This window comes from Flavobacterium gawalongense, from assembly GCF_007097265.1.
GTDB lineage: Bacteria > Bacteroidota > Bacteroidia > Flavobacteriales > Flavobacteriaceae > Flavobacterium > Flavobacterium gawalongense.
This window is the reverse complement of record NZ_VJZP01000009.1, coordinates 87,072-101,182: the sequence shown is the minus strand read 5'-3', so window position 1 is coordinate 101,182 and position 14,111 is coordinate 87,072. Positions and strand designations below refer to the sequence as shown.

13 protein-coding genes are annotated in these 14,111 nt (G+C 34.8%); 8 read left to right on the top strand and 5 right to left on the bottom strand.

Going from position 1 to position 14,111, the window contains the following annotated elements; translation table 11 throughout:
* Positions 1 to 153: 153 nt before the first annotated feature.
* Positions 154 to 1,278, bottom strand: coding sequence for a cysteine desulfurase family protein (locus FNW38_RS07220; protein ID WP_143386473.1), 1,125 nt, complete (start codon positions 1,276 to 1,278; stop codon positions 154 to 156).
* 17 nt (positions 1,279 to 1,295) lie between these two features.
* Positions 1,296 to 2,216, bottom strand: a complete 921-nt coding sequence (locus FNW38_RS07215) for an EamA family transporter (RefSeq protein ID WP_143386472.1) — start codon at positions 2,214 to 2,216, stop codon at positions 1,296 to 1,298.
* A gap of 193 nt (positions 2,217 to 2,409) precedes the next feature.
* Here FNW38_RS07215 and FNW38_RS07210 point away from each other — a divergent pair, with 193 nt between their 5' ends.
* The gene (locus FNW38_RS07210) at positions 2,410 to 3,366 is read left to right on the top strand and encodes a hypothetical protein (RefSeq protein WP_143386471.1); all 957 of its coding nucleotides are present in this window, start codon (positions 2,410 to 2,412) and stop codon (positions 3,364 to 3,366) included.
* Between the two features lie 133 nt (positions 3,367 to 3,499).
* On the opposite strand, the gene FNW38_RS07205 is transcribed toward FNW38_RS07210, so the two are convergent.
* Together FNW38_RS07205 and FNW38_RS07200 are read right to left on the bottom strand one after the other, a co-directional pair.
* Positions 3,500 to 4,051: a Smr/MutS family protein gene (locus FNW38_RS07205; protein ID WP_143386470.1), complete on the bottom strand. Its 552-nt coding sequence runs from the start codon at positions 4,049 to 4,051 to the stop codon at positions 3,500 to 3,502.
* A complete protein-coding gene (locus FNW38_RS07200; protein WP_143386469.1) occupies positions 4,044 to 4,226 on the bottom strand; it encodes a hypothetical protein in 183 nt (60 codons plus the stop codon). The genes FNW38_RS07205 and FNW38_RS07200 overlap by 8 nt, the downstream gene beginning before the upstream one ends.
* 103 nt (positions 4,227 to 4,329) lie before the next feature.
* Between FNW38_RS07200 and FNW38_RS07195 the strand changes: the two genes are divergently transcribed.
* The 7 genes from FNW38_RS07195 (at position 4,330) to FNW38_RS07165 (ending at position 13,491) form a co-directional block, all read left to right on the top strand.
* Positions 4,330 to 4,608 (top strand): DUF2752 domain-containing protein, encoded by a 279-nt coding sequence (locus tag FNW38_RS07195; RefSeq protein WP_143386468.1) that lies wholly within the window; start codon positions 4,330 to 4,332, stop codon positions 4,606 to 4,608.
* Positions 4,609 to 4,835: 227 nt separating this feature from the next.
* A complete protein-coding gene (locus tag FNW38_RS07190; RefSeq protein WP_143386467.1) occupies positions 4,836 to 6,230 on the top strand; it encodes an ATP-binding protein in 1,395 nt (464 codons plus the stop codon).
* A 221-nt stretch (positions 6,231 to 6,451) separates the two neighbouring features.
* Positions 6,452 to 7,243 (top strand): serine O-acetyltransferase EpsC, encoded by a 792-nt coding sequence (gene epsC / locus FNW38_RS07185; protein WP_143386466.1) that lies wholly within the window; start codon positions 6,452 to 6,454, stop codon positions 7,241 to 7,243.
* 1 nt (position 7,244) lies between these two features.
* A complete protein-coding gene (gene cysM / locus FNW38_RS07180) occupies positions 7,245 to 8,132 on the top strand; it encodes a cysteine synthase CysM (protein ID WP_143386465.1) in 888 nt (295 codons plus the stop codon).
* Between the two features lie 145 nt (positions 8,133 to 8,277).
* Complete coding sequence (locus tag FNW38_RS07175; RefSeq protein ID WP_235890164.1) at positions 8,278 to 8,964, top strand: SGNH/GDSL hydrolase family protein; 687 nt, start codon at positions 8,278 to 8,280, stop codon at positions 8,962 to 8,964.
* Positions 8,965 to 9,042: 78 nt separating this feature from the next.
* A complete protein-coding gene (locus tag FNW38_RS07170) occupies positions 9,043 to 10,029 on the top strand; it encodes an aldo/keto reductase (RefSeq protein ID WP_143386464.1) in 987 nt (328 codons plus the stop codon).
* Between the two features lie 432 nt (positions 10,030 to 10,461).
* Positions 10,462 to 13,491 (top strand): PAS domain-containing hybrid sensor histidine kinase/response regulator, encoded by a 3,030-nt coding sequence (locus FNW38_RS07165; RefSeq protein WP_144265599.1) that lies wholly within the window; start codon positions 10,462 to 10,464, stop codon positions 13,489 to 13,491.
* Positions 13,492 to 13,564: 73 nt separating this feature from the next.
* Here FNW38_RS07165 and FNW38_RS07160 read toward each other — a convergent pair whose 3' ends face one another.
* Positions 13,565 to 13,975 (bottom strand): OsmC family peroxiredoxin, encoded by a 411-nt coding sequence (locus tag FNW38_RS07160; RefSeq protein WP_143386462.1) that lies wholly within the window; start codon positions 13,973 to 13,975, stop codon positions 13,565 to 13,567.
* Positions 13,976 to 14,111: the final 136 nt, after the last annotated feature.

Sequence of the window (14,111 nt, the reverse complement as noted above, 5' to 3'; positions counted from 1 at the left end):
GAATATGAATCCTGGTTTTACGAATTTGTCTTTCGGCATTGTGACGCAATTGTTCGTGATGTAAAAACCATCCTGCAATCGCTCCAATAACACTTCCAAGAGGTAACCCATCTGTCTTTTGAAATTATCACTCATTTTGATTATTTGTTCTTTCTAAATACTTTTTAATGCTGCAATGAGTAAATCAATGTCCTCTTTTGAGTTATAATGACTTAAAGAAATGCGCAAACTTGGTTTTTTCAAATCTTCATTAGAAAGCATTTCCGCTAATACATGCGAGGGTTTTATGCTTCCGCTTTGACAAGCGCTTCCGCGGGAAACTGCAATTCCTTTCATATCTAAATGGAATAAAATCATGGCTGTTTTATCTTCTGAAAAAGGCAATAAAACATTCAATATATTGTAAAATCCATCGGGGCTTCCGTTGATTACAAAAGCTGGAAATTCAATTTCAAGTTGGTCTATCAAGTAGTTTTTCAACTCCGAAATATGATTTCGTTCTGTTTCCAAATTACCATACGAAAGTTCCAAAGCCTTAGCCATTCCAGCGATTTGGTGCAACGCCTCAGTTCCTGCCCGCAATCCTTTTTCCTGTTCACCACCGAAAAACAGAGGTTGCAAACCGGAATTTTTTCGAATAAAAGCAAAACCAACGCCTTTTGGACCATGAAATTTATGAGCACTTGCTACAATAAAATTAACGGGTACTGTTTGTAAATCAATTGCTGTTTTTCCAATAGACTGCACGGTATCGGAATGAAACAAAGCATTGTTTTCTTGACAAATAATCCCTGTTCTCTCCAAATCCAAAACAATTCCTGTTTCGTTATTCACATGCATCAAGCTTACCAATGTTTTCTTTTCCTGCGAAAGTAATTCCACTAAATCAGTGATATCAATTTCCCCATTTGGTTTAACAGCCACATAATCCACCTGAATACCGTATTCTTTTTCCAAAACTAAAACCGTATACAACACGGCATGATGCTCGATTTTACTGGTAATGATTCGTTTTACTTTCAAATCTTTAACGGCAGAACGAAGAATCCAATTATTGGCTTCGGTACCGCAGGAGGTGAAAATTATTTCTTGCGCAGTCCCATTCAAATGTTTCGCGATTGACTTTCTGGAAAGCTCCAATATACTTTTGGCATTACGTCCAAAACTATGCGTTGACGATGGATTTCCATAATCTTCCGTCATTACTTTGGTCATTTCCTGGATCACTTCAGCACGAATAGCAGTTGTAGAAGCATTATCGAGATATACTTTTTTCATTTTTTGAAAATTATAAATTATTTTAAGCCTTCCATTTTTGATGATACCGCTTTCAATTTTCTGGGAAAGATCAGTTTCTCATTAAAAACAGCTATCGAGACCAAAATCAGGAAATACGAAAATAATTGAAGGTAAGTTGCTTGTTCATTGTAATAAAATATGGCCAGTAAAAAACCAATAATTGGATTAATATAGATCATAATCCCAACCGCTGACGAATTAATTCCATTTAGGGCGTACAAGTTTAAAAACAAGGGAATAATAGTAAAAAAAACAACAATAACTAACAGACAGCCATAAAACAAAGGCTCAGTAGGAATTGCTCCACTATAATTTGGATAAAACGGCAGAAGAATTATTGCGGCAAACAGTAATTGTATGGTCAGAACCAGGAATTTATCCAGTTCACTATTTTTTCGCTGACTGACTAAATACAAAGCATAAGTAGCCGCTGTAATAAGACTATAAAAAATATCCTCAAAATGATTGAATGATAATAAAATGCAACTAAAAACACTTATCGTTACTGCAATCCATTGCCATTTACTCAGTTTTTCCTTCAGCATAAAAAAAGCAAAAACAGTGGTTAGAATCGGACAGATTAAATAGGCTAATGATGCCGCTTTTACACTAACATGATTCATCACATAAATAAAAACGAACCAATTAGAGGATAGAAACAGCCCACCTCCCAAAGTCAAAACAACAACATTTTTTCGCTTTTTTGTAGTCATATTTTTAAAATGATTCCAGTTTTGCTGCATTACTTTTCGTCGGAAAGCAACATTAATAAGCACCATCACGACAACACTAAAAAAAACGCGGTAAAATAAAATGTCTAAAGACGGGTAATTATGTAACGGTTTTAATGCTAAACTGAAAAACCCCCAGATAAAAAAGGCAGAAAAAGCGGCTAAATAATATTTATTAATTCTCATATTCAGTATTAAATTCAGGCAAAGATAATGATTTCTATTCGCTTTAAATTCCCGATGTCTTCCATTTAAACAAAGCTTTAATGGTCTTTATTAGAAATTTAAAAACCCAATATGCTGTTAAATTCGATGATTTTGAATAGGAATGTATTTGGAACAAATTAAAAATTCTATTTTTGTTTCAAATATTATAAACATGAAACGATTACTAGGATTATTGGTTTTTACATTGCTGCTAAACGGTTGTGATGATGGTGATTTGACTTTAGAGACCATTAGTTTTGAAGATGCTACAACAGAAAGCTGCACTACGAAAAATATCATCTATAAACTGAAAGATAAGGAATCGTTGCTTCTCGAAATTCCTGAAAATTCCTTCAAAAACGAACCCAGTTTAGCTGACACACCTACGATAATAGACATTAGCGCTACCAATAGGGTTGTATATCGTTTTTATGACGGAACGGTTTCCTCTTCAACCATTTGTGAATCTATTCCTCCGGCAACTCCTATTGTAACGGATCAATGGACTGCTACAGACGGTAAAATTCAAATATTTACTACTGCTGTAAAAACAACAAACACTACTGATAATAGTACCAAAATTACCGGATACAATCATAATATAGTTTTCAAAAATATCACTTTTGCAAAAAGCAGCGGTACTCAGGTTTATGAAACGTTTGCTTTTGGAGATTATGTCACCTCAGCAACCCCATTGCCTTTTCTATTTGATGAAACAGTAGAACAATGCAGTACTTCGAAACAAATTTATAATTATACCAGTAGTGAAGCACTCATATTGGACATTGATCCTGCTTTGATTGTTAATGATGCAACGCCTTTAAATGCTCCAAGAACCGGACTTATAAGCGCAACTGCTAACAAGCTTACCTATCGATTGTTTTCTGGATTGCTTACATCAAGCTATTTTTGCAACACTACTTTTCCAACAACTCCTGCAATAAGTGAAGAATGGATAGCTGTCTCAGGGGTATCAAATGTGAGTGGAATTGTTGAAGTAACTACCACTACTTTTGGCACTGGGTTTAAACATACTATCGTGCTTAAAAATGTTACTATGAAGAAAGGGAACAACGATTTCAAACTTGGAGACAGCTATATTTATGGCGAACTTTTGACAACAATTTAAACCCAATTATAAGCCTAAAATCAGGCTAATTTTATATTCAAAAAAACGTCCCATTTTAAGTAAAATTTTCTAATGAAAATTGGCTTAAAATGGGACGCTTTTTTTGTTATTACAAACTAAAAAAAAAAAGACCTTACTTACTATTTTGTTTGATAAAAACTTCTGTTGCTCCCTGGCCGTATTTTTGATAATTGCCTTCTTGAAAAGCAATATTATCATAACGACCCAATAAAAAATCCAGCTCTGCTTTTAGGATTCCTTCACCCACACCATGAATAAAAACAATCTTTGGAATGCGATTGCGAATGGCAAATTCTATGTGTCTTTTTGCCGTTTCAGTTTGCAAGGTCAGAATATCATAATTAGACATTCCGCGCTTATTAGAAACTAATTTTTCGATGTGTAAATCGAACTCCGGAGCTGAAATCTCATGTTTATCTTTGCGTTCTTTAACAAAACTTCGTGGTTTTGGGATTTCTTTCTCTTTCGAAATTTCATCTACATTAATTCTTCTAATAGAATCCATTAAGTTACTGGAATCGTTTATTTTAAGTAATTCATTGACAAAAAATGTCATCGTAAAACCATCCTCTGTTTCTATCGTAACTTGGTTATCTTTCACTGAAAGCACTACTCCGTTCATGGCTTCATCAAGCACTGAAACTTTATCTCCTTTATTAAACATTTTCATCTTCTTTATCTTGATTCTTACTTGGCGTCTTGGCACTCAATTGCATCATTCCAAACATAAAAACAACAATTGCCACTACCATCACATATATATTTTTCTCTACTTTTACTTGCTCGTATAAAGCTACAATGATTGCAATAATCATTATGGGAATTAAAAACTTTTTCATCTCTTTAGGTATCAGTTTCCAAAAGTAATGAATTTAAAATTGCATCAATTTATTATCTCAACCGTTTCTTATTTTTTCGTAAAATTGTAAAAACAAAAAACCATTGGATTTAGAAAAATATATGCTCCCTTGTTTAAGCAAAACACTCTTTGGAATAGAGTGTTTGGGCTGTGGTTTTCAGAGAGGATTATTGTTGTTTTTACAAGGCAATTTTACAGCTGCTTTCAAGATGTACCCTGCCCTATTTACAACGCTATTATTTTTAGGAATTGTTGGTTTGCATTTCGTTGATAAACGAAATAATTATCAAAAATACATCATTGGAATGGCAATCATTAATGGCCTATTTATGATTGCCGGGTATTTTTATAAACACTATTAAGTGATGATTTTATTTTTTCGAAACAGAGAGCAACTTATCACGAATCAAAAAATTGATTTTTAGATTGTTAAAAAAGTAACCTATAAATTAAATAATTTAAACTTCCTCTAAGTCATAAAAATCATTATTTTTGAATTTATGACTGTATTAAATTCATCCGATTGTAAATAATATTGTGGTCATATCAAACCCAAAACTCAGTTACGCCTACACTGATTTCAGCATCTATGAAAGAAATTAACCTTAAAAAAGCACCATTACAAAGAATCGTTTTTTTTCTCATTCTTATTTTGGGAATGATTTATCTCTATTATACCTGGACAAGATTTAAAGAGGAACGAACTGACAGCGTATTACAAATTGCAAGATCTATTGAAGCAGCCTTACCAAAAGGAGCTTTAAAAACACTTGAAGTAAATCCGTCAGATATTAACAAGCCCGATTACCAGACTTTAAAAAATAGTCTGAAAGCAATAATCCGTGTTAATCCCAAGGCAAGCTTTGCGTATTTATACACCCAGAAAAATGGCAAAATATACTTCATGGTTGATTCAGAACCTGAGAGTTCTGAAGATTATTCTCCTCCCGGACAAGAATACACAGAAGCAGACGAACCTACTTTCAAAGCCATCAATAACGGAAATGATATTATCACAGAACCTTCTACTGATAGATGGGGAACATGGGTTAGTGCTTATATCCCCATAAGAGATAAAGTTTCCGGTAAAACCATTGCTGTATACGGTATGGATTTTGACGCAAAGTCATGGAATAATGCCTTACTATTCGAAGTATTTCAATCCAGTTTATTAGTACTGCTATTTCTAATCACATCACTATTTTTATTTAAAATAATGGACAAGAATAAAATCCTTAATTATGACATTATTAACCGAAAAATAGAAGAAAAAAAATTACAAGATGCCTTATTAGTCCTTAAAAAAAAGAATGATGAATTGGATCAATTTGCTTACATTGTTTCTCATGATCTTAAGGCTCCATTAAGAGCAATCTATAGTCTTTCGGAATGGATTATTGAAGATTTAACCAATATTTCTGACGAGACAAATTCAAATTTCAAATTATTACAGGGAAGAATTCTAAGAATGGAAAACTTAATTAATGGCATTCTGGAATATTCCCGCATTGGAACAACAAATATCGAACTTGAAAGGGTCGATTTACATAAAATGCTGGAAGAAATAGTTGAAACAATTGTTCCTAATGAAGGATTTGAAGTTAGTATTGACAACAATTTCCCCATTATTAGTACAGAAAAAATATTAATGCATCAGATTTTCAGTAACCTGATAGGCAATGCAGTGAAATATAACGACAAACCTATTGGAAAAATTGAATGTACTTATGTTTCATTACCTGACTTTCATCAATTTACCATAAAAGACAATGGACCCGGAATTCCTAAAAAATACCAGGAAAAAGTATTTGGTGTTTTTCAAACCATTTTAGCCCGAGATATTAAGGAAAGCACCGGTATTGGCTTGTCTATTGTAAAAAAAATCATCGAAGGAAAATTGGGAAGTATTCATATTGAATCTGACGGAAACTATGGTTCGAGTTTTATTTTTACCATTCCTAAAAAACCAAAAACGATAGTTTAATAAATTTTAGCCTTTTGTAAACGTGCAAAACAACAAACGGATAATCCAAGACAGCTTCGTTTTTTTGTTATATTTTTTTAGAATTTGTTCAAATATGTTACCAATCAAAAAAAACATTCCATTCTCATTCAATCTGCCAATTTCTTTGCATTATTGTTGCCACTGTTTCTAAAAAACGCCTTACTTTTATCCTTTTAAATTAACAATTCAAACCTATAATCGTGACAAAAGATCTGATTATCAAAAATATTAGCGCTTTAAAGAGCCACTTTTCCATCAACTACGGAATCAAGACAAAAACGGAAGCCTTTGCTGAAAAATTATTCTATACGCTATTTGATGCCAATGCGCCTTTGAATGAAAGCGTCGATGAGCTGGAACAACAATTCAAAGAAATCTCAGCAATTGCCTGCAAAAAGCCGCATGCATTATGCGATTCAATTTGGGACAAATACCTTGAAACCTTGCCTTCTGTGCTTGAAAAACTGAATCAGGACGCTGCCTATATTCTAGAAAACGATCCTGCTTCAAACAGTATTGAGGAAGTATATTTGGCTTACCCTGGGTTTTACGCAATCGCCATTTACCGATTAAGTCATGAATTGTATTTACTAGACCTACTACTATTCTCCAGATTGATGAGTGAATACGCGCATCGTATTACAGGTACAGACATTCACGCAGGTGCAACTATCGCATCACCTTTCTTCATAGACCATGCCACCGGAATTGTAATTGGAGAAACCACTGTCATTGAAAAACATGTGAAAATTTACCAAGGGGTAACTCTAGGCGCGTTGAGTGTAAGCAAAGACATGAAAAATGCAAAAAGACATCCTACCGTGGAGAAAAATGTTTGTATTTATGCCAATGCAACTATTTTGGGCGGAGAAACTACCATTGGTAAAAACAGTATAATTGGAGGAAATGCATGGGTTACCAAATCTATTCCGGTAAATTCAATTGTACTTAATACCACTACCACAGAAGTAAAAATAAAAGAGATAAATTAGCATGAAACCACAAAAATTATTAGACCTGATTGGAAATACCCCTTTGGTGGAGACTACTAATTTGATAAAAAATAAAAACGTAAAACTTTTACTAAAGCTCGAAGGAAACAATCCCGGAGGCAGCGTAAAAGATCGAGCGGCTTACAATATGATTAAATCCGCACTGGAAAGAGGCGAAATCAAAAAAGGAGATAAACTCATTGAGGCAACCAGTGGAAATACCGGAATTGCTTTGGCGATGATTGCCCAATTATTCAATATCGAAATTGAATTGGTTCTGCCGGAGGATTCTACCAAAGAACGAACTCAAACCATGCGCGCTTATGGTGCCACCGTGATTTTAACGCCTGCTGACACCGGAATTATCGGTTCCAGAGATTATGCTGATAAAAAGGTGACCGAAGGTGGTTATATCATGTTAAACCAGTTTGCGAATGAGGACAACTGGAAAGCACATTATAAAACGACAGGCCCAGAAATATGGAATGATACTGACGGAACTGTAACGCATTTTGTTTCCGCTATGGGAACTACAGGAACGATTATAGGAACTTCTACATATTTGAAAGAGAAAAATTCGGCAATTCAAATTGTAGGTGCACAACCAAGTGATGGTTCCCAAATTCCGGGAATCAGAAAATGGCCTCAAGAATATTTACCTAAAATTTTCGATGGCTCAAAAGTAGATACGATTATTGAAGTCACCGAACAAGAAGCACGTGAGATGACCAAACGTTTGGCTCTCGAAGAAGGCGTTTTTGCGGGAATGAGCAGCGGTGGTTCGGTTGCAGCAGCCATAAAAATAGCCAATACTTTAGAATCGGGAGTGATTGTTGCTATTATCTGTGACCGTGGCGATCGTTATTTATCTTCGGATTTGTTTGATTAAATCACTTTGACCTTATAAAACAGCCTTCCTTTTAAGTATCTTTCCGATATAAAAGGAAGGCTGATTCAATTTCAACAAGAGCATTTTTTTATTTTAATCCAATGAAACTCCTCTTCTGAATTACAACTTTATAATTTCGTTACAAATGAAAAATACAACATTAATATACTGCATTCTATTTTTATCAATCTTTATGGGAGGAAAAGCACAGGCTCAGGACTGGCCAAATTTAAATAAATACCAAAACGAAAATATGAATCTCAAACCAGCAGAAGCAGGACAAAAAAGGATTGTATTTATGGGCGATTCGATTACCGAATTTTGGGCAACGGTAAATTCCGAATACTTTTCGGGGAAACCGTATATAAATCGCGGAATTAGCGGACAAACCACACCCCAGATGCTAGTTCGTTTCAGAGCCGATGTTATTACATTAAAACCAGCCGTAGTGGTGATTTTAGCCGGAATAAATGATATTGCCGGCAATACAGGTCCTGCAACATTAGATATGATCAAAAACAATATTTTTTCGATGGCCGAATTGGCAAAAGCAAACCAGATTAAAGTGATTCTATGTTCCGTGTTGCCTGCTTTTGATTTTCCTTGGAAACCCAATCAAAATCCTGCTGAAAAAATTGTAGCCCTAAATGAACTATTAAAAAATTATGCCAATGCCAATGGCATTGTATATCTTGATTATTATTCGGCAATGGTAGACGGAAGAAAAGGGCTGCTGACCTCCTATTCAAATGATGGCGTACATCCCAACAAAGCAGGCTATCAAATCATGGCGCCACTTGCCGAAGAAGCAATAACATTAGCATTGAAATAAATCCTCTTTTTTTTAAACCTACATATTAACGAGCTATTGTAGCAAAAATAGATTCTTGTAAAAAATAAATACTAAAAAATGAACTATCGCAGACTGGGTAAAACAGATTTTGAAATCTCCGAAATATCGCTTGGCACTTGGCAAGTTGGCGGAAAATGGGGTTCTCCTTTTAATGATAAAACCGCAGATGAGTTAATCAATACTGCTATTGATAATGGCGTGAATTTTATTGATACTGCTGATGTTTACGAAAACGGATTGAGTGAAACCGCCGTAGGCCGAGTGGTTCGTTCTCGTTCTGAACGAATCTATTTCGCTACCAAATGTGGCCGACACATCAATCCGCATGTCAATGAAGGCTATCAACCAAAAGTGCTACAAAAATTCGTAGAAGACAGTCTGAGAAGAACCGGATTGGAAACATTGGATTTAATACAATTGCATTGTCCTCCAACCGAAGTATTTTACCGTCCGGAAATCTTTGAAATGTTTGATCGTTTGAAAGAGCAGGGAAAGATTTTAAATCTTGGCGTTAGTGTCGAAAAAGTGGAAGAAGGACTAAAAGCTATTGAATTCCCAAATGTAACAACGGTACAGATTATTTTTAACCTTTTCCGTCAGCGTCCAACCGAACTATTTTTCAAAGAAGCATTAAAACGTGATATTGGTATCATTGCAAGAGTTCCACTAGCCAGTGGACTTCTGACAGGAAAATTTAATGCTAAAACAACTTTTGACACTCAAGATCACCGTAATTTTAATCGAAATGGAGAAGCTTTTGACAAAGGCGAAACATTCTCTGGAATAAATTATGAACTGGGATTAAAAGCAGTAGAAGAATTGAAAGTTTTATTTCCTGAAGCAACAAATCTGGCTCCTATTGCTTTGCAGTGGATTTTGAGTTTTGATGAAGTGAGTTGTATTATTCCTGGCGCATCAAACGAAAGTCATGTATTGTCCAATTTATCGGTTTATGATTTACCAAAATTGACCTATGAAAAAATTGCAGCGATGAATGAAATTTATGAGCGTTATATCAAGCCCGAAATACATCAGCTTTGGTAATGAGTTGTTACGAAAGAAAGAAAACCTGTGTGATTTATAAATTCATAAAAAAGCTCGATTTAACTTAAATTGAGCCTTTTTTATGAATTAGCCGTCCGAAAATAGCGACACACCAAAAACATCGTTATGAAATAAAATTCATAGTTAGATTCAAAAAAAAAGACAATAAATTATCAAATTTCGGAAAACAGTTTACTAAGCCAATAATGGAAAATATATTTTATCTCAAATATCGTTTCTTGTTCGTTAGCAAAGTATTAAAGAATTGCAAGTGTTATTTTGTTAATAATTATCATTAGATTTTAGTAAGGAAAATCACTATGTTTGTAGAGTGCTAAAAATCAATTAGCACAACTATAGAATCCTTTACAACGCTATCGGGACAATCATCACAGTACCGTATAATTAAATAAACGATAATCTTAGGTGTTTATGAAAAAAATTAAACTAAAAAAAGTAACCTTACAAAAAACAGTGTTATTCCTAATTCTAATTTTAGGTGTGATATATTTCCATTACACTTGGAAACAATTTAAAAATGACCAGGCTGACGAAGTATTGCAAATTGCAAGATCCATTGAAATAATGTTGCCAAAAGAGAATTTAAAAACACTTAAAGGAAAACCAAGCGATATTGATACCCCGCAGTATAAGGTTATAAAAAATACCTTGAAAGCAATAATTAGCGTCAATACCAAAGCCCGATTTGCTTATATATATACCAAACAAAACGGAAAAATATACTTTATTGCAGATTCCGAACCTGCTGAATCAAAAGATTATTCACCTCCTGGACAGGAATATACTGAAGCTGACTTGGCTTATAGCCTACCTTTTGACAATGGAAAAGAATTTGTTACAGATTCCGTTACCGATAGATGGGGAACATGGATAAGCGTGCTTATTCCTATAAAAGATGAAGTTACAGGAAAGACCATTGCCGTATTTGCGATGGATTTTAACGCAAAGGCATGGGATACTATCTTATTATTCAAAATAATTGAATCCGGTGCGTTAATTGTGTCATTGCTATTGGCATTCCTTTTTTTATTTATAATAAATGCTAAAAATGAAATGCTTAAGTCTGACAACACAAAACACAGACTCACTGAAAATGAGTTAAGAGAAAGCGAGAAAAAATACCGCACCATTTTCGAAAATATACAAGACGTATTCTATCAAACTGACCTTGCAGGGATTGTTCTCGAAATAAGTCCATCAATTAAACATTTCTCTGAATTCGTCAGGGATGAAATCATAGGCACCCCCGTGCATAATCTCTATTATAACCCTGACGACAGAATTATACTGCTTAACGTAATAATGAAAAATGGAGAACTCCGGGATTATGAATTAAAACTTAAGACAAAAACCGGCACAACAAAGCATGTCTCAATTAACGCCCGTTTAGTTTTCGATGCCAATGGCAATCCAAACCATATCGATGGGGCAATACGGGATATCACCGAGCGCAAACATGCTAAGAAGAAGCTCATCGAAAGCGAATACCACCTGCGAACTATCATCGAAGCGGAGCCCGAATGCATCAAGATAGTGGATGCAGAGGGTCGATTGTTACTCATGAATCCGGCTGGGTTAGCTATAATCGAGGCTGATTCAATGGAACAGGTAGCTGGGCAAGAGATCTTTGGTCTCATCACCGCTGAATACCGCAGCGCCTTTATCAAAATGCATAAACGGGTAATTGCCGGCGAATCCGTACAAATGGAATTCGAATTGGTGGGTCTTAAGGGTGGCCATCACTGGCTGGAGACCAACGCTGTGCCTTTGCAGTACCACGGCAAGACGGTACACCTCTCCCACACCCGTAACATTACCGAACGCAAACTGGCTGAAGAGAAGTTAAAGAACAGCGAAATGTTTTTAAAAGAAACACAAACAATTGCACGTCTTGGCACTTATATTATAAACATTGAAAATGGTACTTGGACAAGTTCAGATATTTTAGATGCTATTTTGGGGATTAATTCTAATTATGATAAATCAACACAGGATTGGAATTCGATTGTTCATCCGGAATGGCTACAAATAATACTGGATTATTTTAGGAATGAAGTAATTGCACATAAATGCAAATTTGATAAAGAATATAAAATTATTCGAAAAAACGATAAACAAGAACGATGGGTTCACGCATTAGGTGAAGTGCTCTATAATGAAAAAAATCAGCCAATAAAAATGATTGGTACCATTCAAGATATTACCGAGCGTAAGCGGATTGAAGAGGAACTTATAATCGCCAAAGAAAAAGCCGAAGAAAGCGACCGTCTAAAATCGGCATTCCTTTCCAATATGAGCCATGAGATCCGTACTCCTATGAACGGTATTCTGGGCTTTGCCGAATTGCTTAAAGAACCTAGCTTAACGGGTGAAGAACAGCAAGAGTATATTGGCATTATAGAGAGAAGTGGTACTCGTATGCTCAATATCATCAACGATATTATTGATATTTCGAAGATAGAATCGGGATCGATGAAAATTTTAATTTCAGAAACAAATATCAACCAGCAGATTGAATACATCTATACCTTCTTTAAGCCAGAGATTGATGCTAAAAACATGCAGCTTTCCTTTAAAAACACATTACCATCAAAAGAGGCCCTGATTAAAACAGACCGTGAGAAAATCTATGCCATTCTTACCAATCTGGTTAAAAATGCTATAAAATTTACCCATAGCGGTTCTATTGAATTTGGCTATAATTTAAAGCCTGCCAAACCAAGGGCAGCGGGCATGTCTGGCTATCTTTTTGAACCCTTTGAACTGGAATTTTTTGTAAAGGATACAGGTACTGGCATTCGGCAGGAACAATTGGAAATCGTTTTTGAAAGGTTCAGACAAGGTAGTGAATCGCTAACCCGAAATTATGAAGGAGCCGGATTAGGCTTATCCATCTCAAAAGCTTTTGTGGAAATGTTAGGCGGGAAAATTTGGGTAGAAAGCGAAATTGGAAAAGGTTCCATATTTTATTTCACCATTCCTTACAATTGTGAACAGGAAGTAAAAGAGGTGGTAAAAATTACTGATTTGGTGCGTGATGAAGAAAAGCAAATTAAAAGCCTGAAAATATTAATTGCCGAAGACGACGAAATATCAGGAAAATTACTTACACAAACAATAAAGAAATTTGGTAAAGAAATTTTAAAGGCAAAAACCGGAATTGGAGCGGTTGAAATCTGTCATAATAACCCTGATATCGATTTGGTATTGATGGATATTCAAATGCCAGTAATGGACGGTTATGAAGCCACCAAAAAAATACGAAAATTTAATAAAGATGTAATCATTATTGCACAAACAGCCTATGCGCTAACTGGCGATAAAGAAAAGGCAATAACAGCAGGATGTAATGATTATATCTCAAAACCTGTCAAGAAGGACGAATTAATGGCGATGTTGTATAAGTATTTCAAAGAAGAGGAAGTGAATAACTATAATTAAACGACCGAAAAAAGCTGTAACATAAAAAGGCTCGATTTAATTGTAAATCGAGCCTTTTTATGAATTCTTATTTTTACACTAATGTAGCTGTAGTAGAAATTGCTGCATTCAATAATTTAGAAATGGGACAATTTTTCTCTGCTTTTGTAACCAATTCCTGAAAAACTTCATCCGTTATTCCTTTGATTTTTGCATTTACCGTTAAGTGTGAAGTTATAATCGTTCCTTCGACCAAATCAATATCGCATTTGGTTTCGATGCTTTCAATTTCAAAACCGGTTTCGGTAATATAAGCAGAAAGTTGCATCGTAAAACAACCAGAGTGCGCTGCAGCAACCAGTTCTTCTGGATTAGTCCCTACTCCTTCTTCAAAACGGGATTTGAACGAATATTGTGTATTTTCTAAAGTTTTACTTTGTGTTGTAAGTTTCCCGGCTCCTTCTTTCAGTGAACCAATCCAAACTGCGGTTGCATTTCTTTTCATAATTATAGTTTTTTAGCTTTCTCAAATTTACTTTATTTATCAAAAAATACTTTCAAGAACAGCGTTTTTTTTTACGAAAATTTAAAAAACAAATTCAGAAAAATATAATTTAAACTATACATATAGAATTGCGAAA